Origin of the sequence: Bacillus sp. YBsi01, from assembly GCF_038406745.1 — a bacterium.
Lineage (GTDB): Bacteria > Bacillota > Bacilli > Bacillales > Bacillaceae > Bacillus > Bacillus siamensis.
The window spans coordinates 3,781,527-3,804,032 of sequence record NZ_CP151679.1; the positions used below are offsets into that span (position 1 = coordinate 3,781,527).

Annotated in this window: 26 protein-coding genes and 1 pseudogene; 19 read left to right on the top strand and 8 right to left on the bottom strand. The window is 47.7% G+C overall.

Annotated elements, in window-relative coordinates; all coding sequences use genetic code 11:
- The first annotated feature begins 15 nt into the window (after nt 1-15).
- Together AADZ70_RS19050 and AADZ70_RS19055 are read left to right on the top strand one after the other, a co-directional pair.
- A complete protein-coding gene (locus AADZ70_RS19050; RefSeq protein ID WP_016936729.1) occupies nt 16-288 on the top strand; it encodes a ribonuclease inhibitor Barstar in 273 nt (90 codons plus the stop codon).
- Nucleotides 289-313: 25 nt separating this feature from the next.
- Nucleotides 314-856, top strand: a complete 543-nt coding sequence (locus AADZ70_RS19055; protein WP_342007490.1) for a YfiT family bacillithiol transferase — start codon at nt 314-316, stop codon at nt 854-856.
- On the opposite strand, the gene AADZ70_RS19060 is transcribed toward AADZ70_RS19055, so the two are convergent.
- Complete coding sequence (locus tag AADZ70_RS19060; protein ID WP_342007491.1) at nt 816-2,408, bottom strand: MFS transporter; 1,593 nt, start codon at nt 2,406-2,408, stop codon at nt 816-818. The two genes, AADZ70_RS19055 and AADZ70_RS19060, sit on opposite strands and share 41 nt — an antisense overlap.
- 106 nt (nt 2,409-2,514) lie before the next feature.
- Nucleotides 2,515-2,997 (bottom strand): MarR family transcriptional regulator, encoded by a 483-nt coding sequence (locus AADZ70_RS19065; RefSeq protein ID WP_342007492.1) that lies wholly within the window; start codon nt 2,995-2,997, stop codon nt 2,515-2,517.
- Between the two features lie 168 nt (nt 2,998-3,165).
- Here AADZ70_RS19065 and mprF point away from each other — a divergent pair, with 168 nt between their 5' ends.
- The 3 genes and pseudogenes from mprF to AADZ70_RS19080 all read left to right on the top strand — a co-directional run bounded on the left by mprF (nt 3,166) and on the right by AADZ70_RS19080 (nt 7,379).
- Nucleotides 3,166-5,736 carry a bifunctional lysylphosphatidylglycerol flippase/synthetase MprF gene (gene mprF, locus AADZ70_RS19070; protein ID WP_342007493.1) on the top strand — a complete coding sequence of 857 codons (2,571 nt, stop codon included), beginning with the start codon at nt 3,166-3,168 and terminating at the stop codon, nt 5,734-5,736.
- Between the two features lie 98 nt (nt 5,737-5,834).
- Nucleotides 5,835-6,718, top strand: a pseudogene (locus AADZ70_RS19075) (PhzF family phenazine biosynthesis isomerase).
- Nucleotides 6,719-6,794: 76 nt separating this feature from the next.
- Nucleotides 6,795-7,379 carry a nitroreductase gene (locus AADZ70_RS19080; protein ID WP_047476552.1) on the top strand — a complete coding sequence of 195 codons (585 nt, stop codon included), beginning with the start codon at nt 6,795-6,797 and terminating at the stop codon, nt 7,377-7,379.
- Between the two features lie 38 nt (nt 7,380-7,417).
- Here AADZ70_RS19080 and AADZ70_RS19085 read toward each other — a convergent pair whose 3' ends face one another.
- From AADZ70_RS19085 to AADZ70_RS19095, 3 genes are all read right to left on the bottom strand, one after another.
- Nucleotides 7,418-7,609, bottom strand: a complete 192-nt coding sequence (locus tag AADZ70_RS19085) for a YfhD family protein (RefSeq protein ID WP_064778744.1) — start codon at nt 7,607-7,609, stop codon at nt 7,418-7,420.
- A gap of 70 nt (nt 7,610-7,679) precedes the next feature.
- Entirely contained in the window at nt 7,680-7,790 is a 111-nt protein-coding gene (locus AADZ70_RS19090; protein ID WP_003155504.1) for a YfhE family protein, read from the bottom strand.
- Between the two features lie 57 nt (nt 7,791-7,847).
- Complete coding sequence (locus tag AADZ70_RS19095; RefSeq protein WP_326352433.1) at nt 7,848-8,747, bottom strand: TIGR01777 family oxidoreductase; 900 nt, start codon at nt 8,745-8,747, stop codon at nt 7,848-7,850.
- Between the two features lie 90 nt (nt 8,748-8,837).
- On the opposite strand from AADZ70_RS19095, the gene recX reads away from it, so the two are divergent.
- The 3 genes from recX to AADZ70_RS19110 all read left to right on the top strand — a co-directional run bounded on the left by recX (nt 8,838) and on the right by AADZ70_RS19110 (nt 11,286).
- Complete coding sequence (gene recX, locus AADZ70_RS19100) at nt 8,838-9,629, top strand: recombination regulator RecX (protein ID WP_342007494.1); 792 nt, start codon at nt 8,838-8,840, stop codon at nt 9,627-9,629.
- Nucleotides 9,630-9,635: 6 nt separating this feature from the next.
- Nucleotides 9,636-9,950, top strand: coding sequence for a YfhH family protein (locus tag AADZ70_RS19105; protein ID WP_045925459.1), 315 nt, complete (start codon nt 9,636-9,638; stop codon nt 9,948-9,950).
- 142 nt (nt 9,951-10,092) lie between these two features.
- The gene (locus AADZ70_RS19110; protein WP_342008076.1) at nt 10,093-11,286 is read left to right on the top strand and encodes an MFS transporter; all 1,194 of its coding nucleotides are present in this window, start codon (nt 10,093-10,095) and stop codon (nt 11,284-11,286) included.
- Nucleotides 11,287-11,469: 183 nt separating this feature from the next.
- Here the strand turns inward: AADZ70_RS19110 and AADZ70_RS19115 are convergent, their stop codons facing one another.
- Nucleotides 11,470-11,622 carry a small, acid-soluble spore protein K gene (locus AADZ70_RS19115; protein WP_003155495.1) on the bottom strand — a complete coding sequence of 51 codons (153 nt, stop codon included), beginning with the start codon at nt 11,620-11,622 and terminating at the stop codon, nt 11,470-11,472.
- A gap of 123 nt (nt 11,623-11,745) precedes the next feature.
- Between AADZ70_RS19115 and AADZ70_RS19120 the strand changes: the two genes are divergently transcribed.
- The 6 genes from AADZ70_RS19120 (at nt 11,746) to AADZ70_RS19145 (ending at nt 17,772) form a co-directional block, all read left to right on the top strand.
- Nucleotides 11,746-12,015, top strand: a complete 270-nt coding sequence (locus AADZ70_RS19120) for a YfhJ family protein (protein WP_016936717.1) — start codon at nt 11,746-11,748, stop codon at nt 12,013-12,015.
- A gap of 133 nt (nt 12,016-12,148) precedes the next feature.
- Entirely contained in the window at nt 12,149-12,676 is a 528-nt protein-coding gene (locus AADZ70_RS19125; RefSeq protein WP_016936716.1) for an SH3 domain-containing protein, read from the top strand.
- Between the two features lie 85 nt (nt 12,677-12,761).
- Nucleotides 12,762-13,094, top strand: a complete 333-nt coding sequence (locus AADZ70_RS19130; protein WP_342007495.1) for an SdpI family protein — start codon at nt 12,762-12,764, stop codon at nt 13,092-13,094.
- A complete protein-coding gene (locus AADZ70_RS19135) occupies nt 13,091-13,951 on the top strand; it encodes an alpha/beta hydrolase (RefSeq protein WP_016936714.1) in 861 nt (286 codons plus the stop codon). The genes AADZ70_RS19130 and AADZ70_RS19135 overlap by 4 nt, the downstream gene beginning before the upstream one ends.
- A gap of 218 nt (nt 13,952-14,169) precedes the next feature.
- A complete protein-coding gene (locus AADZ70_RS19140) occupies nt 14,170-15,150 on the top strand; it encodes a glycosyltransferase family 2 protein (RefSeq protein ID WP_016936713.1) in 981 nt (326 codons plus the stop codon).
- Between the two features lie 36 nt (nt 15,151-15,186).
- A complete protein-coding gene (locus AADZ70_RS19145; RefSeq protein WP_342007496.1) occupies nt 15,187-17,772 on the top strand; it encodes a YfhO family protein in 2,586 nt (861 codons plus the stop codon).
- On the opposite strand, the gene AADZ70_RS19150 is transcribed toward AADZ70_RS19145, so the two are convergent.
- Nucleotides 17,769-18,752, bottom strand: coding sequence for a metal-dependent hydrolase (locus AADZ70_RS19150; protein WP_049628140.1), 984 nt, complete (start codon nt 18,750-18,752; stop codon nt 17,769-17,771). The genes AADZ70_RS19145 and AADZ70_RS19150 overlap by 4 nt on opposite strands.
- 225 nt (nt 18,753-18,977) lie before the next feature.
- On the opposite strand from AADZ70_RS19150, the gene mutY reads away from it, so the two are divergent.
- Nucleotides 18,978-20,075 carry an A/G-specific adenine glycosylase gene (gene mutY / locus AADZ70_RS19155; protein ID WP_342007497.1) on the top strand — a complete coding sequence of 366 codons (1,098 nt, stop codon included), beginning with the start codon at nt 18,978-18,980 and terminating at the stop codon, nt 20,073-20,075.
- A 6-nt stretch (nt 20,076-20,081) separates the two neighbouring features.
- On the opposite strand, the gene AADZ70_RS19160 is transcribed toward mutY, so the two are convergent.
- Nucleotides 20,082-20,306, bottom strand: a complete 225-nt coding sequence (locus AADZ70_RS19160; protein ID WP_342007498.1) for a hypothetical protein — start codon at nt 20,304-20,306, stop codon at nt 20,082-20,084.
- An 82-nt stretch (nt 20,307-20,388) separates the two neighbouring features.
- Here AADZ70_RS19160 and fabL point away from each other — a divergent pair, with 82 nt between their 5' ends.
- The 4 genes from fabL (at nt 20,389) to AADZ70_RS19180 (ending at nt 22,471) form a co-directional block, all read left to right on the top strand.
- Nucleotides 20,389-21,141, top strand: a complete 753-nt coding sequence (gene fabL, locus AADZ70_RS19165) for an enoyl-[acyl-carrier-protein] reductase FabL (RefSeq protein WP_047476564.1) — start codon at nt 20,389-20,391, stop codon at nt 21,139-21,141.
- Between the two features lie 66 nt (nt 21,142-21,207).
- Complete coding sequence (locus AADZ70_RS19170; protein WP_015417068.1) at nt 21,208-21,378, top strand: gamma-type small acid-soluble spore protein; 171 nt, start codon at nt 21,208-21,210, stop codon at nt 21,376-21,378.
- A 160-nt stretch (nt 21,379-21,538) separates the two neighbouring features.
- Complete coding sequence (locus AADZ70_RS19175; RefSeq protein ID WP_003155476.1) at nt 21,539-21,805, top strand: YgaB family protein; 267 nt, start codon at nt 21,539-21,541, stop codon at nt 21,803-21,805.
- A gap of 135 nt (nt 21,806-21,940) precedes the next feature.
- Nucleotides 21,941-22,471, top strand: a complete 531-nt coding sequence (locus AADZ70_RS19180) for a DUF402 domain-containing protein (RefSeq protein WP_003155475.1) — start codon at nt 21,941-21,943, stop codon at nt 22,469-22,471.
- The last annotated feature ends 35 nt before the right edge of the window (nt 22,472-22,506 follow it).

A 22,506-nucleotide genomic window follows, 5' to 3' on the forward strand; every position in this document is an offset into this window, starting at 1 on the left:
AGAAAGGAGCCGCACATGAAAAAAGCAATCATTAACGGGGAACAAATCAGAAGTATGAGCGACCTGCACCAGACATTGAAAAAGGAGCTTGCCCTTCCTGAATACTACGGTGAAAACCTTGACGCTTTATGGGATTGTCTGACCGGCTGGGTTGAGTACCCCCTCGTTTTAGAATGGAGACAGTTTGAACAAAGTAAGCAGCTTACAGAAAATGGCGCCGAGAGTGTGCTCCAAGTCTTTCGTGAAGCGAAAGCGGAAGGCTGCGACATCACCATCATACTTTCATAATACGATCAACGGGAGAGAGACAAAAATGGAAAAACAAACCCTCAGCTATCCGATTGGAGAATATCAGCCGGCTGAATCGATTTCGGCCGGACAGAAACAAGAATGGATCAATGCGCTGGAACACGCTCCGGCCAAACTGAAACAAGCTGTCAGAGCGATGTCGGACAATCAGCTTGATACGCCATACCGCGAAGGGGGATGGACTGTCCGTCAAGTGGTTCACCATCTGGCGGACAGCCACATGAACGGTTATACCCGGTTTAAATTGGCTTTAACAGAAGATGAACCGGAAATCCGTCCCTATGATGAAAAAGGCTGGGCCGATCTTCATGATTCCAAAACGGCCGCTTGCGGGGATGCGCTTGAGCTGTTAACAATCCTGCACAGAAGGTGGGCCGCTCTTTTGCGCTTCATGACGGAAGCCCAATATAAACGGAGATACTTCCATCCTGTATCCAAAGAGACGGTTACGCTGGAACAAGCGCTCGGATTATATGTCTGGCATTCTGAGCATCATATCGCCCATATTACTGAGCTTTGCCGGCGGATGGACTGGCATTTGTCTTAGAGGATGCCGGCTTCCGGAAAAACGCCAAAACAGCCGCAGACACAATCGTGCATAACGAAATGACAGCGGCTGCCGTATAAAGGTGATGATAGCCGCTGGCAATGCCTGCTTCAATCGCATCAGAAACCGCTTTTTTGACGGCGGGAACGGGGATTCGGCTTACCTGTTCCTGCAACGAAGAAAGCCCGCCGCTGATATCGGGCAATTGCACCTGGTCAGCGGGAATGCCGCTTTTTGCTAAACGGTTTTTGATGTCATCTCCGATCCGGTCAAAGCCGGCTGTAATGAAGCCGGCATATAAGGCCGGGGCGAGCGTCAGCCCGACCTGCCTCACGAGGGAAAGCGTGCCGAGCGCCGTCCCTTTGTTTTGGCCCGCCGTTTCTGATACAAGCACATTCAGCGGAGCTCCGAGCAGGAATCCGAAACCGATCCCCGCAATGACACTCGCTGTGACAAATTCCCATTTATCCGTTACCCATAACGGAAACAGGCTGAAGCCGGCAAATGCGATGGCGCCTGATACAATAGCAGAGAAGACCGGCCCTTTCTTATCCGTGACCGCCCCGCCGAGCCATGCTCCGATGCCTGACGCCAACGCGAGCGGCGTCATCCAATAACCCGCTTTCTCCGCCGATACGTGCAAATACTGCTCCGCGTAAGAAGGAATAAAAATGACCGCAGCGAGCAGCCCGCCCGATAAAAACCCGATGACAAGCGTCCATTGAAATACTTTATTTTGCAGCAGCGAGTAGGCGAGAATCGGATCGCCCCCGCGTTTTTCAACCCGCTTTTCAACCTTAAGCAGCGCCCAAAAGAGAAGTGCCGCCCCCAGAAGATATCCGTACACCTTCACGTCCATGATGCTTTCTGACAGCTTTGCCCCATCGAGGTTTGTGATACCGATCATGCAAGATAAGATTGCCAGAGACAGCATCATCGTGCCGGCAAGATCAAGCTTTTTCGCCTCAGGCTCTTTCGTTTCAGCGATAAACAAACCGCCGCACACAACCAAAGCGGCGGCTATCGGCAGATTAATCAAAAACAGCCAATGCCACGACCCGGTTATATCAAGCAAAAAACTCCCGATATTCGGTCCGAGGACGGCCGCTATACCGTTCATCGCCCCTAAAAGCCCGAGAGCTTTTCCCTGTTTTTCTTTCGGAAGAACAGCCAGCACATGTGAGCTGCCGATAATAAAAATTCCTCCGCCGCCAAAGGCCTGAATGAGCCGTGCCGCCAAAAACATCGGGAAGCTCTGACTGAGTGCGACAAGCAAAGAGCCAAGACCGAACAGTCCGACTTCAATCATAAACAGTTTTTTCCGTCCATAGCGGTCCGACAGCTTGCCGACAATCGGCACACTGACACTGAGTCCCAATGTGTAAAGGGTCACGCCCCACGATCCCCATGAAGGAGAAATATCAAAAGACCTGTTGATCGTCGTCAGAGCAGCGGAAATAATTCCGTTGTCCAGCGCCGCCATGAACACACCGATCGTAAAAAGGGTGATGGCCCAGCTCTGGTTTTTTCCTGTTTGCACTGGTCCCGGCATACTGATCAATCCTTTCATTTTAATTCACTTAAAATATATTATTCACTTTGAGTGAATTAAATGTCAAATAAAAAAAGGCCGCCGATACGGCAGGCCTTTTTCATCTCTATGCCTGTTTGGAGGATTCCAGCGCTTTTGCCAAAATGGCGAGCCCTTGATTGACCGTTTGTTTTTCTTCAGCGGTCAGCGTTTCCAATGAACGCTTCAATTTTAGATGTCCTTTTTGATAAAGGCTGCGGAAAATGTCTTTCGCGTTTTCCGTTAATTGAACGACGACTGAACGGCGGTCTTCTTCTGACGGGGCGCGTGTAACGAAACCCGATTTTTCCAACCGGTCAAGCAGCCCCGTGGTATTTGAAAGGGAAGCACCCATTTTTTCTGCAATTTCACTCACCTTCAGCGTCCCATGGTTGTTCAGAAGCATCAGCACCTTCATTTGCGGCATGCTCATATCAAGCTTCATCCATTCTGACACATCGCCGAGTCCAGCCGACGTCATCACTTTCATGTACAGCACCCAAATATCCCGTTCCTCAGGAGAAAAAATATCGCCGCCCAAGACCGTTGTATCATGCAGGTTATAATCCATCGTCTCACTTCCTCATTCATACTCCTTCATACCATATTACTGATTTTCATCTGAGAAAGAAAGTTGCAGACGAGTTTTGTTTGAATAGGAGGTGGTAGTGTATAATATGTTGGAGATTATTGGGGGAATTATAATAAATAAGCTATTTTATGATGATTGGAGAGAACATTGCTGACTAAAAAGAATGCCTTATCGATATTAAAAGTTTTATTTCCTATTGCAGTTTTGCTTTTAGTCATTTATCAGTCGAAGAAGGAATTGACAGATCTTTCTTTTAAACGCACGCTGTACATTATTAACGGGATTGAGCGGTACGATTTATTTATCCTCGTTCTGCTCGGCCTCCTTGCCGTCAGTGCGATGTCCTTTTACGACTTTGTGCTGAAACGGGCGCTGCGGCTCAACATTCCGAATTGGAAAGTGTTCAGGGTTTCCTTTATCGCCAATTCCTTTAACAATGTCCTTGGATTCGGGGGTCTGGCGGGCGTCGGACTGCGGACGATGCTGTACAAAGAGCATACGAACGACGTAAAACGACTTGTCGCAGGCATTGCATGGCTTACTTCTTCAGCGCTGCTCGGGCTGTCAGTCTTCAGTATTCTGACTGTCGCCCGGGTGCTGCCGGTGGGCGAAATCACAGGTGAGAAGCCGTGGCTGTGGGCTGTCATCGCCGGCGTGGCGCTTATTGTGCCGGTGGCCTTAATCGCCGCTTGGATCAACAATAAAAAAGCTCGAACGGAAGATGGTGAAGCAAAACTGAGGCATCCGATTTTTTCTTATATCGGAGCTTCGTTTGCCGAATGGTTTGCGGCGGCCGTCGTTATGTATTATTCACTGCATGTCATGGGGATTCACGCAGATGTCCGCCATGTATTCGGTGTATTCGCGATAGCCGCTATCGGGGGAATCATCAGCCTTGTGCCGGGCGGATTAGGCTCGTTTGACCTCCTGTTTCTGCTCGGCATGCAGAATATGGGCTTTCCGCAGGAAGCGGTTGTGACATCCATCGTCATCTACCGGATTGTGTATTCATTTATTCCGTTTGTGTTCGGGCTGTTCTTTGCGGCCGGCGACTTAACGGAAAACACGCTGAAACGGCTGGAATCAAATCCGAAGATGGCGCCTGCCGTAGAAACGACGAACGTGCTTCTCGTATTGCAGCGCGGGATCTTAATCAGAGTGCTTTACGGTTCGCTGTCGCTTTTGGTTTTCGTGTCGGGAGTGGTCGTGCTGGCGTCCGTCGCATTGCCGATCGACAGAGAGACGGTCATTCCGCATATTCCGCGCCCGGCGCTCCTTGCGTTTAACGCGTTATCGCTAAGCGCGGCTTTGATTCTATTAATTCTGCCGATTGAATTATATAAACGGACGAAACGCTCTTATTCAATGGCGGTCGCCGCGCTGGTCGGCGGTTTTGTGTTCAGTTTCTTAAAAGGAATGAACATCAGTGCGATCTTTATTCTGCCTGTCGTCATCGTCGTGCTTGTGCTGCTGAAGCGGCAGTTTATCAGGGAACAGGCATCGTATACACTCGGCCAGATGATTTTTGCGGCCGCTCTGTTTATTATCGCCTTGTTTAACTATAATCTCATTGCCGGTTTTATTTGGGATAAAATGAATCGGCTGCTGCGCCACGATTACTTCGTCCATAATAATTCGCACATTACATATGCGACGATGACGGCCATTATTGTCGTGCCTCTGTTTTTCCTTTTGTTTACGGTCTTTTATCATAAAAGATTGAAGCCGATCGGGGAAGAGGCCGATCCTGAACGGCTGAAGACCTTTTTGGCGGAACAAGGCGGAAATGCGCTCAGCCATCTCGGCTTTCTCGGGGATAAGCGGTTTTATTTCTCAAGCGACGGCAAAGCGCTTTTATTGTTCGGCCAGATTTCGAGAAGACTTGTCGTGCTCGGTGATCCGTCAGGGCAGAAAGACTCTTTTCCGCTGGTAATCGAGGAATTTCTGAACGAAGCGCATAAGCAGGGACTGAGTGTCATGTTTTATCAGATTGAGCGTGAAGACATGGCGCTGTACCACGATTTCGGCTATAACTTCTTCAAGCTTGGAGAAGAAGCTCTCGTGGATATGGAGGCATTTACACTGTCAGGAAAGAAAAAAGCGGGGCTGCGGGCGATTAACAACAAATTTGACCGCGAAGGCTACACATTTCATGTCGGGGAGCCGCCGTTTTCTTCCGAGTTTATGGCCAAGCTGAAAGACATTTCGGACGAATGGCTCGGACCGAAAAAAGAGAAAGGTTTTTCTCTCGGTTTCTTCGATCGGGACTATTTGGAACAGGCCCCGATTGCTTACGTAAAAGACACAGAAGGGGAGATCATCGCTTTTGCCAACCTTATGCCGATGTACCAGGAAGGCGAAATATCAGTCGACTTGATGCGTTATCGGAAAAACGCGCCGAACGGTATTATGGACGCGCTTTTCATCCGTCTGTTTCTCTGGGCGCAGGAAAAAGGCTATACCACTTTTAATATGGGGATGGCGCCGTTGTCAAACGTAGGAACGGCCTTTACATCTTTCTGGTCGGAGAGAATCGCAGCCGTCATCTTCAACAACGTCCGGTATATGTACAGCTTCAGCGGGCTGCGGGCCTTTAAAGAAAAATACAAACCGGAATGGCGCGGGAAATACTTGGCATACCGTAAAAACAGATCGCTGTCTGTCACGATGTTTCTCGTCACCCGCCTGATCGGAAAAACAAAAAAAAGACGCCGTTAAAAGGCGTCTTTTTTTTCCTTTAATGTAATTAACTAAAAATTCTAATTTTCTTTTGTTATACTGAATAACATATCATAAGACGAAAGGAAGACTGATGAATGAAACAGGCAGTTGTATTTAAATATGAAGCGTTTACCGATATTCCTGATCTGGGGAATCCCGCTGGAATCGTCTTTAAGGGGATGATTATTCAGATGAAGAGATGCAGATGATCGCCGAAATGGCAGGGTACAATGAAACTTCATTTCTCTGTAAAAGCGAAGAAGCCGATCTGCGCATCCGCTATTTTACACCCGGCCATGAAATGAATTTATGCGGACATGCTACCGTTGCCTCTCTTTACGCATTAATTGAAAAAGGAAGGCTTCACGCTGATCAGACGTATCGGATTGAGACAAAAGCCGGCATTCTTCCCGTAAAAGCCGCTGAACGAAACGGGCGGGTATACATCACGCTTGAACAGGCTCCCCCGCAATTTCTGCCGTTTACAGGAGACAAAGAAAAGCTTGCGGCTTCGCTCGGGATAACGGCTGAGGATTTCCACGGCGAGCTTCCGATTGTTTACGGATCAACGGGAATCTGGACACTGATTGTTCCGCTGAAATCACTGGAAGCATCACGGAATATGGTGCCGGACAACTCACAATTTCCCGCTGTATTGCAAGATCTCCCGAAAGCGAGTGTTCATCCTTTTTCTCTGGAAACCGTTCATCAGGAAAGCGATCTGCACGGACGCCATTTTTCTTCTCCTTATTCCGGAACGACCGAAGATCCCGTCACGGGAACCGCTTCAGGCGTCATGGCGGCCTATATGCGGCAATACGGGGGCTCTGAAGCCGAATGCCTCACGATTGAACAAGGACAGGAAATAGGGAAAGACGGAAAAGTGGAAATCAGGATCACGGAGGAAGGCGGAGAGGTGAAAATCGAGATGACAGGAACGGCCGTGTATGCCGAATCAATTCATCTTCAGCTTCCGTAACGGTTTACAAAAGCCGGTTCTATCCGTTATATTATAAATGATAATCATTTTCAATTGAATAGGAAGGTGAATCGGCATGCCGAAAACCGAACAATTACAGCAAAACGAAAGTCTTAAACATACGATCAGAAACAGAAGATCCATCCGGTCATTTAAACCGGAAACCGTTCCTTCTGAAGTCATACTAGAAATGCTCGAAACGGCCGTTTACGCACCGAACCACAGACTGACGGAGCCATGGCGTTTTATCTACGCGGCAAGCGAAGCGGGAAAAGAAAAGCTTGCGGACAGCTACGTCTCATTTTTCAAAAAAATAAAAGATGATTTCAACGAGGAAAAAGAGCGGAACATGAGAAAAAATCTCAGTGCCGTTCCGGGATTTTTGTTGGTCGTCTTAAAAGAAGATGAAAATGAATTTACGCGAAATGATGATTTCGCGGCGCTGAGCGGCATGATTCAAAACCTTCAGCTTCTCGCGCATGAAAACGGCATCGGCATGGTTTGGAAAAGCGGCCGCATTATGTATGACAAACAGGTGCATCAAGACTTCGGCCTTGCAGACAATGAGCGCTTCGCCGCCATCATCCAAACGGGCTATCCGGATGAACAGCCTAAGGCGAAAGAACGGACGCCGGCAAAAAGCCTGTTTACCGAACTGTAAAAAATTCCCCGTCCTCAAGAAGAGGCGGGGATTTTGTATTAGCGGGTTTTGCTTTTTGCTCTGTTGTCAGCAGCTTTCATCCGCGCCTGCGCTTCGCGGTCAGCGGAATCAGCAAGCTCGCTTGAATATTCCTCATATGTGCCGTCTGTTTCATGTTTCAAAGCAGCCGGAACTTGAGGAAGTTTTTGTTTGTTTTTATCACGGTTTTTGTGAGTATGATTTCTGCCCATAACAATCGCCCCCCTGAAAAAAGTGATATCAAACAAACATAGTATCTGCCCGGTCCCGATCTTTATTCGTTTATTTCCGTTTGGCTGCTCTTTCCGCTTTTTTGAATTCACCGGAATAAAGGACTTCCTGCATTTTTTTGAGATTGGCTCCCTGCTGATGTTTTTCGCGCTTCTTTTCCATAAAAGAAGACCCTCCTTCAAAACAGAATACCAATAGGATTGGCTTTTATTTCCGTTTTTATGCAGATAAGAGATCCTTTAAAGCCAAATCAAGTTCTTCATACGTAAATTGAAAACCGGACGTCAGCGCCTGTTTAGGCAGGGCGCGCTGGCCTTTTACGACCAGCAGGCTCATCTCTCCCAATGCTTTCTCCAGAAAAACTTCCGGTACGGGAATCCAGTGGGGGCGGTGCAGGACGCTTGCGATCGTCTTTCCGAATTGCTTCATTTCAACGGGGTTCGGCGATGTCACATTCATCGGGCCGGATAAGTCATCATGCTCCGCCGCATACGCGATGAGTTCCGCGGCGTCATCGACATGGACCCATGACAGCCATTGCCGTCCCGAGCCGACGGTGCCGCCCGCTAGCAGCTTATAAGGGAGAACCATGAGCGGCAGGGCGCCTTTTTCACCGAGCATCACGCCGAATCTGGCATATACCGTCCGAATGCCGAGCGCTTCAATTTTCTGGCCTTCACGCTCCCACATATGAGCCGTATGACTGAGAAAGTCTTCATTTGACGTATCGGACTGCTCAGTGAACGTTTTCTCTGTGCTCGTGCCGTAAATGCCGACGGCGCTTGCCTGAATTAAAGCCCGCGGTTTTTGAGGCTGCTGCTTCATAATCCGTCTGACTTCTCTCGTCGCTTTTACCCGGCTTGAGATGATTTGTTCCTTCGTTGTGTCCGTCCAGCGGTCAAAGATGGATTTGCCGGCGAGGTTCACCCATACATCAATAGGGGGAAGCTCGCGCTCAGGCGCCGCGTTTTCGGCCAGCCATTGAACATATGTCACATTTTTTTGTTCGGTTTCTCTCTGTTTTCTTGATAAAATATAGACATGATGTCCCCGGCGGGTAAACACATCTGTCAGATGCCGGCCGAGAAAACCCGTGCCGCCTGTCATCGCGATATTCATATCCATCTCTCCTTACACGTTGATACATATACTGTACCTCATTTGTCAAAAAGAAAAACGCCTGAACATCGGGCGGGAAAGGAGACCGGGATGCCGTTTATTACAAAAATATCGACCCAAAAGAAAAACACCGAGCGCTTCAACATCTTTCTTGATGAGAAATATGCATTCAGCGTCGACGCCGACGTGCTCGTGCGTTTTGACCTGAAAAAAGGGAAAGAACTGGACGAGCTTGACATTCTTGAAATCCAGCACGGCGATGAAGTGAAAAAAGCCTTTAACCGCGCCGTAGATTTTTTATCATACCGGATGCGCTCTGAAAAAGAAGTCCGGGACCATCTGAAGAAAAAAGAAACACCTGAGATGGTCATTCCTGAAGTCATCCATAAACTGTACGATTACCGCTACTTAAATGACAAAGAATTTGCCGAAGCTTATGCAAGCACCCACAAAAAAACAAACGGCAAAGGCCCTGACGTCCTGTTCCGCGAGCTGAAAGCGAAAGGAATAGACGATGATACCATCAAGGAGACGCTCAGTGCGTTTACATTTGATGAGCAGATACAAGAAGCGCTGAAACATATCGGGAAAATCCTGAAAAAAGACAAAAAGCTGTCCACAAAAGAGATCAGACAGCGGGCGCAGATGCAGCTTCAGCGAAAAGGTTTTCCATTCGACGTCATCAACGCCGCCCTGGAGCAGACGGAGTATGAGAATGATGACGAAGCTGAGATGGAAGCCCTGAAGATTCATGCGGAAAAGGCGATCAGGAAATACCGCTATGACGGCAGCTATGAAAGCGGAATGAAGGTCAAACAGTACTTATTCAGAAAAGGATTCTCGATTGACGATATTGAACAATTTTTGCAGGAAGAGGAGTAAACCGAAATGGACAAACGATACAGTCAAATGACGCCTCATGAACTACAGACAGAAATTGCGGGATTGACGGAAAAAGCGAGAAAAGCGGAACAGATGGGCATTGTAAATGAACTGGCCGTGCTTGAACGGAAAATCACGATGGCCAAAGCCTACATGCTGGAGCCGGAAGACTTTCAGCCCGGCGCAGTGTATCAGATAGAAGGTTCTGATGATACATTCAGCATTGATTACATCAACGGCGTATTCGCCTGGGGGCACAGATCATCGTCGCCTGACCGGGAAGAGGCGCTGCCGATTTCTGTTTTGAAAGAAAAAAGTTAACAAAAGAGGCCGGCTCCGGCCTCTTTTTCTTTTGAACACATTCGTTTCAACCTTTCAGTAAAAAATGATTGAATTCAATTTCGATATCTTTTAAGATGAAATTCGTTGTTTTTTATTAAAAAGGAGGCGATTCGCGTTGAATATCAAAATGAAACAGCCATCAGTGAAATTAATGATTTTTGTTTTAATGATTTGCACGTTTCCCATCGGGTATACGGAATATGCTGTCATGGGTATTTTGACGTCGATTGCCGATGACTTTCATATACATGTGTCCTCAGCGGGTATGCTTGTTACGGCGTACGCGGCAAGCGTCTGCCTGACGGGCCCGATCGTAACCATTGTCGCGGTTAAGCTCCCGAGAAAGCCGGTGCTGCTCGGGTTGATGGGGATTTTCGTCCTTGCCAACCTGATGAGTGTCTTTGCGCCAAATTTTGCCGTACTGGCGATTTCCAGAATTTTATCCGCATCCATTCACGGAGCCTTTTTTGCGATCGCAATGGTGTTTGCGAGTGAAATGGTGCCGCCTGAAAAACGTTCCGCCGCAGCCGCATCGATGAACGGAGGATTAACCGTGGCGCTGATGCTCGGCGTTCCGTTCGGCTCTTATTTAGGGGATGCCCTTAATTGGCGTGCCGTCTTTTTCATTATTTCTGTTTTAGGCCTGATCGGACTGATCGGTCTGATGCTGGTTGTACCGAATCAAAAACCGAAAGTGATTCCGATGCTGATGAATGAATGGAGTGTCTTTAAGCATAAGCAAGTGATTTTTTCCTTTGCGATCACCATTCTCGGCTACTCAGGCGTTTTTATCGCTTACACGTTTATCGAGCCGATTTTAAGAGATTCAGCTGGTTTCGGCACGGTCGGCATCACAGGCGCGTTATTTGCCTACGGTCTCGGCGGAGTGGCGGGGAATTTTTTCGCAGGGAAAGTGCCGCTCAAACTGCTGACACGCACAATGATCGGCGTGATGATCGGCTTGATCGGAGTCATGGCGATTTTCCCTTATATCGCTGTTTTTCCCGCCGCCGCCGTTTCGGCGACATTTTTATTCGGTGCATGTGCGTTCGGCACGCCGCCGCTTTTACAGACAAAGGTTATTTCTTCCTCTGAAAACGGCACGACGATCGCCGCCGCGGTGAGCGTTTCCGCCTTTAACCTGGCAAACGCGCTCGGCGCCTGGATCGGCGGTTTGATTCTCGGCGGAACGGGATCTTACTCATGGCTGTTTGCCGGCGGTGCGCTGATGACCGCTCTCGGCCTTGTACTGTCCACGTTCGCTCATCTGTCTGAGAAGAAGGACGTCTATGAATACCAAATGCATAAAGGATAACAAAAAGCTTGCAGCGGATATTCCGTCTGCAAGCTTTTTTTCAGTTTTCATCACGGTGAGCCGTCAGCGAGAGTAACGGGCAGCGGTTTTTTACTGACATATTACGGTATTTGTTTGACGTTAATGTCCTTTTTCGAATGCAAAAAAAGAGACCGGATCATTTCCGGTCTCTTTACGGTGTGTTTATCGTCTGCCTGAAGCTCTCATGCGCTCTTGCGGATGCGAATTAATTGAACCGTCCGCCCGTTTAGAAGCGTAGTCATCCTTTGCCCGCGGTTCGCCTTCAAACTTATTATTGTTCTGATTAGGAAATCCTTTTGCTTTGTTCCGGACCATTTGTTTTCCCCCTCGGCCAATATCAAAAGGTTGCGCCTTCTGGACTGAAGACGTAAAGTTAGTATATGCCTGTGACAAGCTGCGTAAAAGCAGCAGGTTTTCCCAAGGAAAGGAGACAGAGACATGAATACATATATCGACAAACTGACGAATTTGCTGCTTGAGAAAAATGATATGCTCAGCTATTTGCAAGCACGTACTTGGGTGGAGCTTTTATGGGGAGATTTCGAAGCGACTTACGCAAAAGCCGGCCGCCCGTATCAAGGAGAGCAAATGACAGAACGCGTCGTCAAGGAATGGATTGAATCGTACGGCAGCAAGCTTCATATGTTCCAAAGCATGCGGGAAGACGTTTCTCATTATTTGGATCAAAGCAGGGGACTCCTGCATTAACATAATAGTGCGTTCCGCCGGATGTCTTCCGGCGGTTTTTTCTTTTTATAAAAGAAATAGGAAAATCATGTTTGATGACCCGCAAAGTGTGGAATTGTGTAATAACTTAATAAAATAGCGGGGAGGAACCACAATGAACATGAAAAAAGGGTTAACCGCAATTATTCCGGCCGCAGGACTTTGCTTATTTTTAGCCGCAGGCACCGTTTTTTTTGATCCGGCAGCGAATGCCGCAGCAGTTCAGCAGACAAAAATAGACACCGCAGCAGATACATATATCGTGAAAGCAGGAGAACTTAACGTCCGTAAAGAACCAAATAAACAAGGGCGGATTGTCGGCACGCTCCGTTCAGAAGATGCCGTAAAGGTTAAACAGCTTGAAGGGGCAGATTGGGCTGAGATTAACTACAAAGGTCAGAAAGCCTATATCTCCACTCATTTTCTGATGAAGCAGCCGATGAAGGCAGTGACCGCGAAACAAACCGCTTTTTATACGCCGACTTTGGAAACCGGCAAAAAAAGCTCCGTGAAAGCGGGTGAAACCGTCAATGTGCTCGGCTGGGGATTCAGCCATGACGGAGGATTTGACCGTAAATGGGCGTACGTCACATACGGCGGGAAAGCAGGTTATGTGAAGACGGCCGACTTAGTTCAAAAATAAAGATTCAGGCAGGCGGATGAGCCTGCTTTTTTTCTGAAACTTTCCGCCTTTCTTTTCGTATGAAATGAAAAGGAGAGTGACGGATATGGTAATGGTTATCGGCGGCCTTCTGATGGCTGCAGCCGGCATTTTAGTCACACTTTTCCCGCCGAAGTCAATTAACAGCCTGTACGGATATCGGACAAAACGCTCTATGGCGGATGAATCCCAGTGGAGAGAAGGCAACCGTTTCAGTGCGGTCCTCATGATTCTGTTCGGCCTTCTGACGGCCGCGGCCGGATTTGCGGGCAGCCTGCTCATTCTGCTCACTCAGCCGTACAGCCTGATCGTCCAGGCCGTATGTTTGATCGCGATCAGCGCGCTGATCATAGCCTTAACAGAAAGAAGATTAAAACAAAAGGGGAGGAGAACCGATTGAATGACATCACTTTTCACATGATCGAAACAAACGGAGTGACGCTGCACACGGCTTCAGCGGGTCCGAAAGACGGCCCTTTGGCGGTGCTGCTGCACGGGTTTCCGGAATTTTGGTACGGGTGGAAGAGCCAGATCAAACCGCTTGCGGATGCCGGATACCATGTTGTCGTGCCCGATCAGCGCGGCTATAATCTCAGTGATAAACCGGAGGGCATTGAAAACTATACCATTGATAAACTCAGGGATGACATTATCGGGCTGATCACTCACTTTACAGATGACAAGGCCGTCGTCATCGGTCACGATTGGGGAGGAGCTGTAGCCTGGCACTTGGCATCCACGCGGCCGCAATACGTTGAAAAATTAATCACGGTCAATATCCCGCATCCGGCGGTTATGCGGAAGGTTACACCGTTCTACCCGCCGCAATGGAAGAAAAGCTCTTATATCGCGTTCTTTCAGCTCCCGGAAAAACCTGAACGGAGATTATCTGAAGATGATTACCGCGTATTGGATCACGCCATCGGCTTATCCGAACGCCCGGCGCTTTTTTCACGGGAAGATGTCGACAGCTACAAAGAAGCGTGGGGCAGAAAAGGAGCCCTCACGGCTATGCTGAACTGGTACCGGGCGATCAGATGCGGCGGTTTAGGCCCTTCAGTTCCGCTTAAAATGTCTGTTCCGTACCGATTAATATGGGGCGTCAATGACCGCGCGCTGAGCAAAAAGCTCGCTTCGGAAACAAAACGGATGATTCCAAACGGCGACTTAATCTTCATAGATGATGCCTCGCATTGGGTCATTCACGAAAAACCGCGCATCGTCAGCCATTTGATTCATGAATACCTTCAGCAATAAAGTCTGTCCCGAGTACAGACTTTTTCTTTTTTTTCTCATATCTGCCGAAAAACATGACAAAATAAAAATATATAACCATATGCAGAAAAATTTTTCTTTCCCTGTAACGAAAAAAGGGTTTAAACGACTTTAAAAAAAGGAAAAGCCTTACTGAAGTTTTGCGGACTATTCCACTAAGACCGCACTAAAAAAAGAATAATACAAAAGAAGGTGCCTTCATGAAACAAAGGTTAATCTCAATTATTATTCCGTCTTACAATGAAGGAAACAACGTCAAGCTCATCCATGAATCTTTAAAAAAAGAGTTTCAAACGATTCATTATGACTATGAAATTTTCTACATCAATGACGGAAGCGCGGATGACACCCTTCAGCAGATTAAGGAACTGGCCGCCAGAAACCATCGCGTCAAATACATATCTTTTTCCCGCAACTTCGGGAAAGAAGCGGCCATTTTGGCGGGATTTGAACACGTGCAGGGCGAAGCGGTAATCGTGATGGACGCCGATCTGCAGCACCCGACGCATCTGCTGAAAGACTTCATTCAAGGCTATGAAGAAGGGTATGACCAAGTTATTGCGCAGCGCAACCGAAAAGGGGACAGCCCCGTGCGTTCCGTGCTTTCTTCCCTGTATTATAAATTTATTAACAAAGCCGTCGAAGTGGATCTGCGTGACGGAGTCGGGGATTTCCGCCTGCTGAGCCGGCAGGCCGTTGATGCCCTTTTGAAGCTGAGTGAAGGGAACCGCTTCTCAAAAGGGCTGTTCTGCTGGATCGGGTTTGACCAGAAAATCGTGTTTTATGAAAATGTCGAAAGGCAGAACGGCAAGTCCAAATGGTCATTCAGCAATCTGTTCAACTACGGAATGGACGGTGTCGTCTCCTTTAACAACAAACCGCTGAGGGTTTGCTTTTTCACCGGTATTCTGATATTGCTTCTGTCGATGGTTTATATTGTAACGACCTTTATTCATATTCTGACACATGGCGTGTCCGTTCCCGGATACTTCACCATTATTTCCGCCGTGCTGTTTTTAGGAGGCATCCAGCTTTTGAGTCTCGGCATCATCGGCGAGTATATCGGCCGGATTTACTATGAAACAAAAAAACGCCCGCACTATTTAATTAAAGAAGCGAATATTACGTACGGAGAACAAAATGAAACGAATTATACAAAAAAGCGCAAGTGGAACCATTAAACAGCCGCCGCTGTGCGCAGGGTCTGGGGACGTTATATGAAAAAAAATAAATGGATCTTGCCGGCAGCCTGTGTGCTGGCTGCGGCAGCCGCTCATATTTTTTTCTTGAAGGAGTGGTCGGCAGGCCGCTATATGACGGGGTCTGGAGACGGGATCGCTCAAATGGCGGTCTTCAAAAAGCTGCTGTTTGACCAATATATGAACGGCCGGCTGTTTTACAGCTATTCGTTCGGAATGGGCGGGGGAGTGTACAGTCAGCTCGGCTATTATTTCTCTACTTCTTTTCTCTTTCTGTTTATCTCCGCCGCTGTCCGCATCCTGCAGCTTATGCAGCTGTCGGGTGACGCGGATGCGCTGTTTTGGGCCCAGGCCTCCGTTTTTATCAGCATCGCCAAGCAGAGTTTCGTCATATTCACGGCGGCCTGTGTGTTCCGTTATTTCGTCAAACGGACGGTGCCTGCTTTTGTCGGCGCCGTGTTGTACGGGGTCTCGATTATCTACTTCCGGCATGAGGTGTATTGGGACTTTTTCACTGACAGTATGGTGTGGCTGCCGCTGCTCGTGCTCGGCGCGGAAAAAATCATCACAGAAAAAAAGCCGGCGTGGTTTATCTTCGCCTGTGCGCTGACATTGATCAACAACTTTTATTTCGCGTATATTAACCTGATTTTCATTGGCATTTACATCTTATTCAGATGGATCATTCATCTTGAAGAGAATGAAGCCAAAAAGCTCACTCAATGCAGAATGTTTATTTTGTCAGGCCTGCTCGGCTTCGGCATAAGCGCAGTCTCCTTTATCCCTGTCGTATACGGATATCTTCATAATCTGCGGCCGCCGTATTCAGAGCAGATTGCATGGCTCGATTTTTCCGACAACATTTTATTTTCAAGCCGGATAATCATTCTGCCGGCGGTTTTTTTGCTTTTTCTATTTACATTTTCTTTATATAAAAACCGGCTGTTCCGGCTGTTTGCGGGGATCAGTCTGCTGTACATTCTGTTTCACTTCAGTCCGTTTGCGGCAAGTGCCTTTAACGGTTTTTCAGCTCCGCAAAACAGGTTTGAATACGTCTTGTGCTTCACGATTGCCGGAACAGTCGCAGCAGGGCTTTCTAAGCTTTCAGACATCAGCATGAAGAGTATGCTGATATCCGCCGTACTCGCCGTTCTGCTCTATTGGAGCCAGGTGAGACGGTTCAGTCTGGATATTTCTGATCAGGCCAACTTTTCTATCCTGCTCCTTCTGGGGCTGACCATTGCCGCTTTCCTTGCAGCAAAGACAAGACTGAAAGGCGCGGTGCCCGCCGTCTATGCCGTCATTCTCTTGACGGCGGTGCTGACGGCTAATACATATGAAAAATATGCGTTATCAGAAGGCGGGAAGATTTATACGGTATCGCATACCTTTATGACGGGTCCTGATTATAAGGGCAAAGAACAAACAGAGCTTATTCAGCGTCTGAAAGAAAAAGATCCGGATCCCTTTGCCCGTTTAGATTGGATGAACGGAGTATTTAATAACACTCCGATCATTTACGGGTTCAACGGATTCAGCGTATACTCAAGCATCCTGAACCGCAATCTGCTGTCCTTTTATTGGAACGACCTCCAGATTGACATGGGCAGAGAAAGCGTCAGCCGCTATGCGACATTAGGAAACAGGGCTAATTTATACGGCCTGCTTTACGGAAAATATTATATGACGGAAAAAACAAACGAGGCCGGCGTCCCTTACGGATTCAAAAAAATCATGGAGTCATCCCGCTATGCTGTTTATCAAAATCAATATGTGCTCCCGTTCGTCCGGACAGCCGATCGCGTATATAACGAGGGCGACCTGAAAAAAGCGCCCGCCCTTGCCAGGGAGCGGGCGATGCTTGATGGAATCATCACGGAATCGAGCACAGTAAAAACGAAAAAAACCCCAAAAGCGAAAAATATGATCCGTCAGGCAAAGGTAACGGCCGACCATGCGGATTATCAAGACGGCATCCTGACGGTAAACGAAGACGGCGGCGGCCTGATCATTACACCGCACGGCGCTGAGGCTGGCGGCGGAGATTATTATGTCAGCTTTTATTTATTGAACAAAGCGAAGGACCAGGGATTTACATTAAAAGTGAACGATTACACGACAACGAGAAAATCGAATCAATCCATTTATAAAACAGGTGTAAATGATCTCACCGTCAGAGTGCCGAAAACAAAAAACATTCAAATCCAGCTGCCGAAAGGAACGTATCAGCTCGACAGACTGGCGCTTTACGAAGAACGGTACGGAACGCTGAAAAATGCATACCGAAAAGCGGAAAAAGAACCGCCGGCCGATCTCAGCTGGCGCGGAAATACGCTTCATATCTCGTATGAAAACAAAACAGGCGCGCCGTATATCATGCTTCCGATTCCATATGAAAAAGGATGGGAACTGAAGATAAACGGCAGACAAGAACAGATTGAAAAAGCGGATTATTCCTTTATCGGATTTAAAGCGCAAAAAGGAAAAAATGATATTCAATTAACATATTACCCGCCGTTTTTTAAACCGGCTGCCGCTCTATCGGTCATCAGCCTCGTGCTTGCCGCCATATATATGAGAAGACAAAAGAAGCCCGGCTCTTAAACAGAGCCGAGCTTTAATTTTTTCTGCAGTTTTTCTTCGCTGAAAATCCAGCCCGTGTAAGAAGAAAGAGGCTCTAAATCATGACTGAGGTGGACGATGGCGACAAAGGGGTAGTGCCCTTTGCTTCGATAGCGCAAATCAATAAAGCGCACCTCATAATGATCTTTAAAGGTATCGACCTCCCACCTGTAAACGGGCGAGAACGATAGAAAGGCTGCAATATTTTCATCCTGTTTCGCGGCCTTCATCACATCGGTTTCCGGTACGGGCACGCGGTTGAATGTATCCAATATCACCACATGGCCGTCAAGGCTTCTGCCGACATAAAAGGCATGCGCCGTCGTTACGGCGATTCGCCACTGCCTGAATTTCATCGTCGGCGAAATAATGATGGTTTCAATTTCTTCTTCAATCATCTCCCGCAGCCGCCGCTTAATCCGCAGCTGCATCAAAAACCGGACGGCGTAATATCCCGCGAGGATGATATACAGCGTCAAAAATGTCACGCCCGGATGGCCTCCGATATACCACACGGCAATCGCGGCCAAATGGCTGATGAAAATAAACGGGTCAAAGGTATTGATGAGACCGAGAGCGACCCATTTTTTCGAAAACGGGCGGATGGCCTGCGTTCCGTACGCGTTAAAAATGTCGACAAACACATGCAGAACGACAGCCAGAAGCGTCCACAGCCACAAGTGCAGAAAGTTCGCTTCCGGGTAAAACATAAACAGAATGCCCGGAATCAGAATGGACCAAAATAAAACGGCGGGAATGGAGTGCGTGAACCCTCTATGATTTCGAATATAAACGGCATTATTTTTCAGCTTCAATATGGTATCAATATCAGGTGCCTGAGAGCCGGCAAGAGCGGCGATCATAACTGCCTGAGACATGGGGGTATGCATGCCGACGGCAGGATCGAGAGTTGCGATTCCGCCAAGCGCGATGCCCATGACAACGTGAGTGCCAGTATCCATTGGTGACCTCCTAGCAGGCGTTATACATCAGTCGCCCGCATATTTCGCATTATAAGATATTCCCCATTTTCTGTTTGCCCAATCATGGCGTTTATCCGCCGTTCTCATATGTTTCCGCTTTTTCTTTATCACTATTTAATGTAACATATTATCGTAACGTGCCCTTAGTTTACACCAAAATACAGTGTCAAGAAAAGCGGGACCCGAAACATCTGAGGAGAAGATATGAACGCACTTGAAGAAAAATTGAAACAAAAAGATATAGACGCATTTCGTGAGGATTTAATTACATGGTTCGAAAGAGAACAGAGAATTCTGCCGTGGAGAGAAAATCAGGACCCGTATCGGGTGTGGGTGTCAGAGGTCATGCTGCAGCAGACGCGCGTAGATACCGTCATCCCTTATTTTCAACGGTTTCTTGAGCAATTTCCGACCGTCTCGGCGCTCGCTGAAGCCGATGAGGAAAAAGTGCTCAAAGCCTGGGAAGGGTTAGGCTATTACTCCCGTGTGAGAAATCTGCAAAGCGCCGTAAAAGAAGTGCACGAGCGGTACGGGGGAGTCGTTCCTGACGGGGAAAAGGAATTCGGCGGACTGAAAGGTGTCGGCCCTTATACAAAAGGCGCCGTGCTCAGCATTGCATATAACAAGCCGGTTCCGGCCGTAGACGGCAATGTGATGCGTGTCATGTCGAGAATTCTTTCCATATGGGACGATATCGCAAAACCGAAAACGAGAACCATTTTCGAACAGGCGGTATCCGCATTCATTTCTCATGAAAAACCATCTGAATTCAACCAGGGTTTAATGGAGCTCGGTGCGATCATCTGCACCCCGAAATCGCCGTCCTGTCTGCTGTGCCCCGTGCAAAAGCACTGTTCGGCATTTGCGGAAGGGACAGAGCGGGAGCTGCCTGTCAAAAGCAAAAAGAAAAAACCCGGGGTGAAAACAATGGCAGCCGTTGTGCTGACAGACGACCAGGACAATGTCTATATTCATAAACGGCCGCCAAAAGGACTGCTCGCCAATCTGTGGGAGTTTCCGAACACCGAAACCCAAAAAGGAATCAAAACCGAAAGAGAGCAGCTTGAAGCCTTTTTAGAAAAAGAGATGGGAACAACCGCTGAAATCGGGGAGCTGGAAGGCATCGTTGAGCATGTTTTTACTCATCTCGTCTGGAATATTTCGGTCTTTTTCGGTAAAGTAAAACAAGTGTCGGATACATCAGAATTAATACGGGTCACAAAAGAGGAACTCGAGGAATATGCTTTTCCCGTTTCCCATCAAAAGATTTGGAAAATGGCGAACGAAAGCATCCGCCGGTAAAAAGCGTCAGTCATAGCTGACGCGCGTGCCGTGGCCGTAATCCGCCTCATTCCGTTTCAGTCCGCCGCGGGCTTCGATTTCCTGAATCAGTTCCCGGTATTTGGACTGGCCTTCCTCGTTTAAATACGGCATAATTTGCTGGAAGGCATGGTGGAAATAGGCGAGCTCTGAATCTTTCCAATCTTGTTTGGGCATCATGACCAATTCGCCCATATCACGTCCGACATACATATAAAAAGACCCCTTTCAATGAATATTGCTTTTATTGTTTGTTGAATGAAAAGAACTATACGCAGCAAGGAGCTGAGGAAAAATGGAACAAAATAAATGCGCACTGATCACGGGAAGCAGCCGGGGCGTCGGAAAAGCGGCAGCCATCAGACTCGCGGAAAAAGGCTACAACATCGTCATCAATTACGCCCGCAGTAAAAAAGCGGCATTAGAAACCGCCGAAGAAATTGAGAAACTCGGCGTTAAAACGCTTGTCATTAAAGCCAATGTCGGCCAGCCGGCAAAAATTAAAGACATGTTCCGCCAGATCGACGAAACATTCGGCAGACTGGACGTATTCGTCAATAACGCGGCTTCAGGCGTGCTGAGACCGGTTATGGAACTCGAAGAAACACATTGGGACTGGACGATGAATATCAACGCGAAAGCATTGCTTTTCTGCGCTCAGGAAGCGGCAAAGCTGATGGAGAAAAACGGAGGCGGCCACATCGTCAGCATCAGCTCGCTCGGCAGCATCCGCTATCTTGAGAACTACACGACGGTCGGTGTCTCAAAAGCCGCTTTAGAAGCGTTAACCCGTTACCTGGCGGTTGAGCTTTCTCCGAAAAACATCATCGTAAACGCGGTTTCCGGCGGAGCGATTGATACGGACGCGCTGAAGCATTTCCCTAACAGAGACGAATTGCTTGAAGATGCCCGCCAAAATACGCCGGCCGGCAGAATGGTCGAAATTAAAGATATGATCGATACGGTGGAGTTTTTAGTTTCTTCAAAAGCGGACATGATCCGCGGCCAGACCATCATTATCGACGGCGGACGCTCTCTGCTCGTATAAGTTTTTAAAAAACATGAATAGCCTTAACACCTCCTGCACATTCTAAAGTGCGTGGAGGTGATAACAATGGCAAACTCAAAATACAGCAAAACAGACGTTCAGCAGGTGAAAAAACAAAATCAGCAATCAGCTTCCGGTCAAGGTCAATACGGCACTGAATTCGGCAGTGAAACTGATGCGCAGCAGGTAAGAAAGCAAAACCAATCTGCTGAACAAAACAAACAGCAAAACAGCTAATCACTGAAACAAAAAAGCACTTCATCCTCGGATGGAAGTGCTTTTTTCTTTTATTAAAACGACAAAACTTGTGATTCCTCTACAGAATGAGTCAAAGGGTTTTCCGGCTGAAAATCGAAATGGTAAGGAGTATCAACCTAAAAGCCTAAGGAGGAACCCGATGTCAGAGTTTGAAAAGCTTGTAAGTGAACAGATGAAGATCATGGATCAGCTTCTCGAGCTGCAGTCAGAACTCGACCGCTGCCGGCAGGTGGAGGCGGAACTCATCAGTCTGGAAAGAGATGCGAAGCTGGACAATGTACAGGACGAAATTGCGACAAAGCGAAAAGATCTGGCCGGCATACAGGAGTTATTCCAAAGGCAGACAGAGCAAGTCATCCAGTCTTATCGCAGCACGGAAAAGCCGTCTTCCTATGTGCAGAAATGAATGTGCCATTCCGGAAGCGGAGTGGTTCTTTTATTTTCATTTTTTAATTCGTAACGGTATAATAGTGAAAAGACTTGTCGGAAAGCAATTGCGGCTGCATTGACTGCAGGGCTTTACAGAAAGTAGGGGAGAAATATGGGATATCCCAAGGAAGGAGAAACCATTCAAATTCACAGCTATAAGCATAACGGGCTGCTTCATCGAATTTGGAATGAAACGACGATTTTAAAAAGTACGGAATTGTGTATCATCGGAGCTAACGACCGGACAATGGTGACCGAATCCGACGGACGGACGTGGGTGACGAGAGAACCGGCGATCTGCTACTTTCATGCCCGTCAGTGGTTTAACGTCATCGGAATGCTGAGAGATGACGGGGTTCACTATTATTGCAACATCAGCTCGCCGTTCGCTTATGACGGGGAGGCCATCAAATATATTGATTACGATTTGGATGTCAAGGTGTTTCCGGATATGACGTATAACATTCTTGACGAAGATGAATACGATGATCACCGCAAATCAATGAATTACCCTAAAGAGATCGACAGCATTCTGAAGGAGTATCTGAATACGCTGCTGCACTGGATTCATCAGCGGAAAGGACCGTTTGCTCCGGAATTTGTTGATATGTGGTATGAACGGTATCTGCGCTATACAAAATAAAGAATATAATAAAAACCTGTTGGGGTGTCAACAGG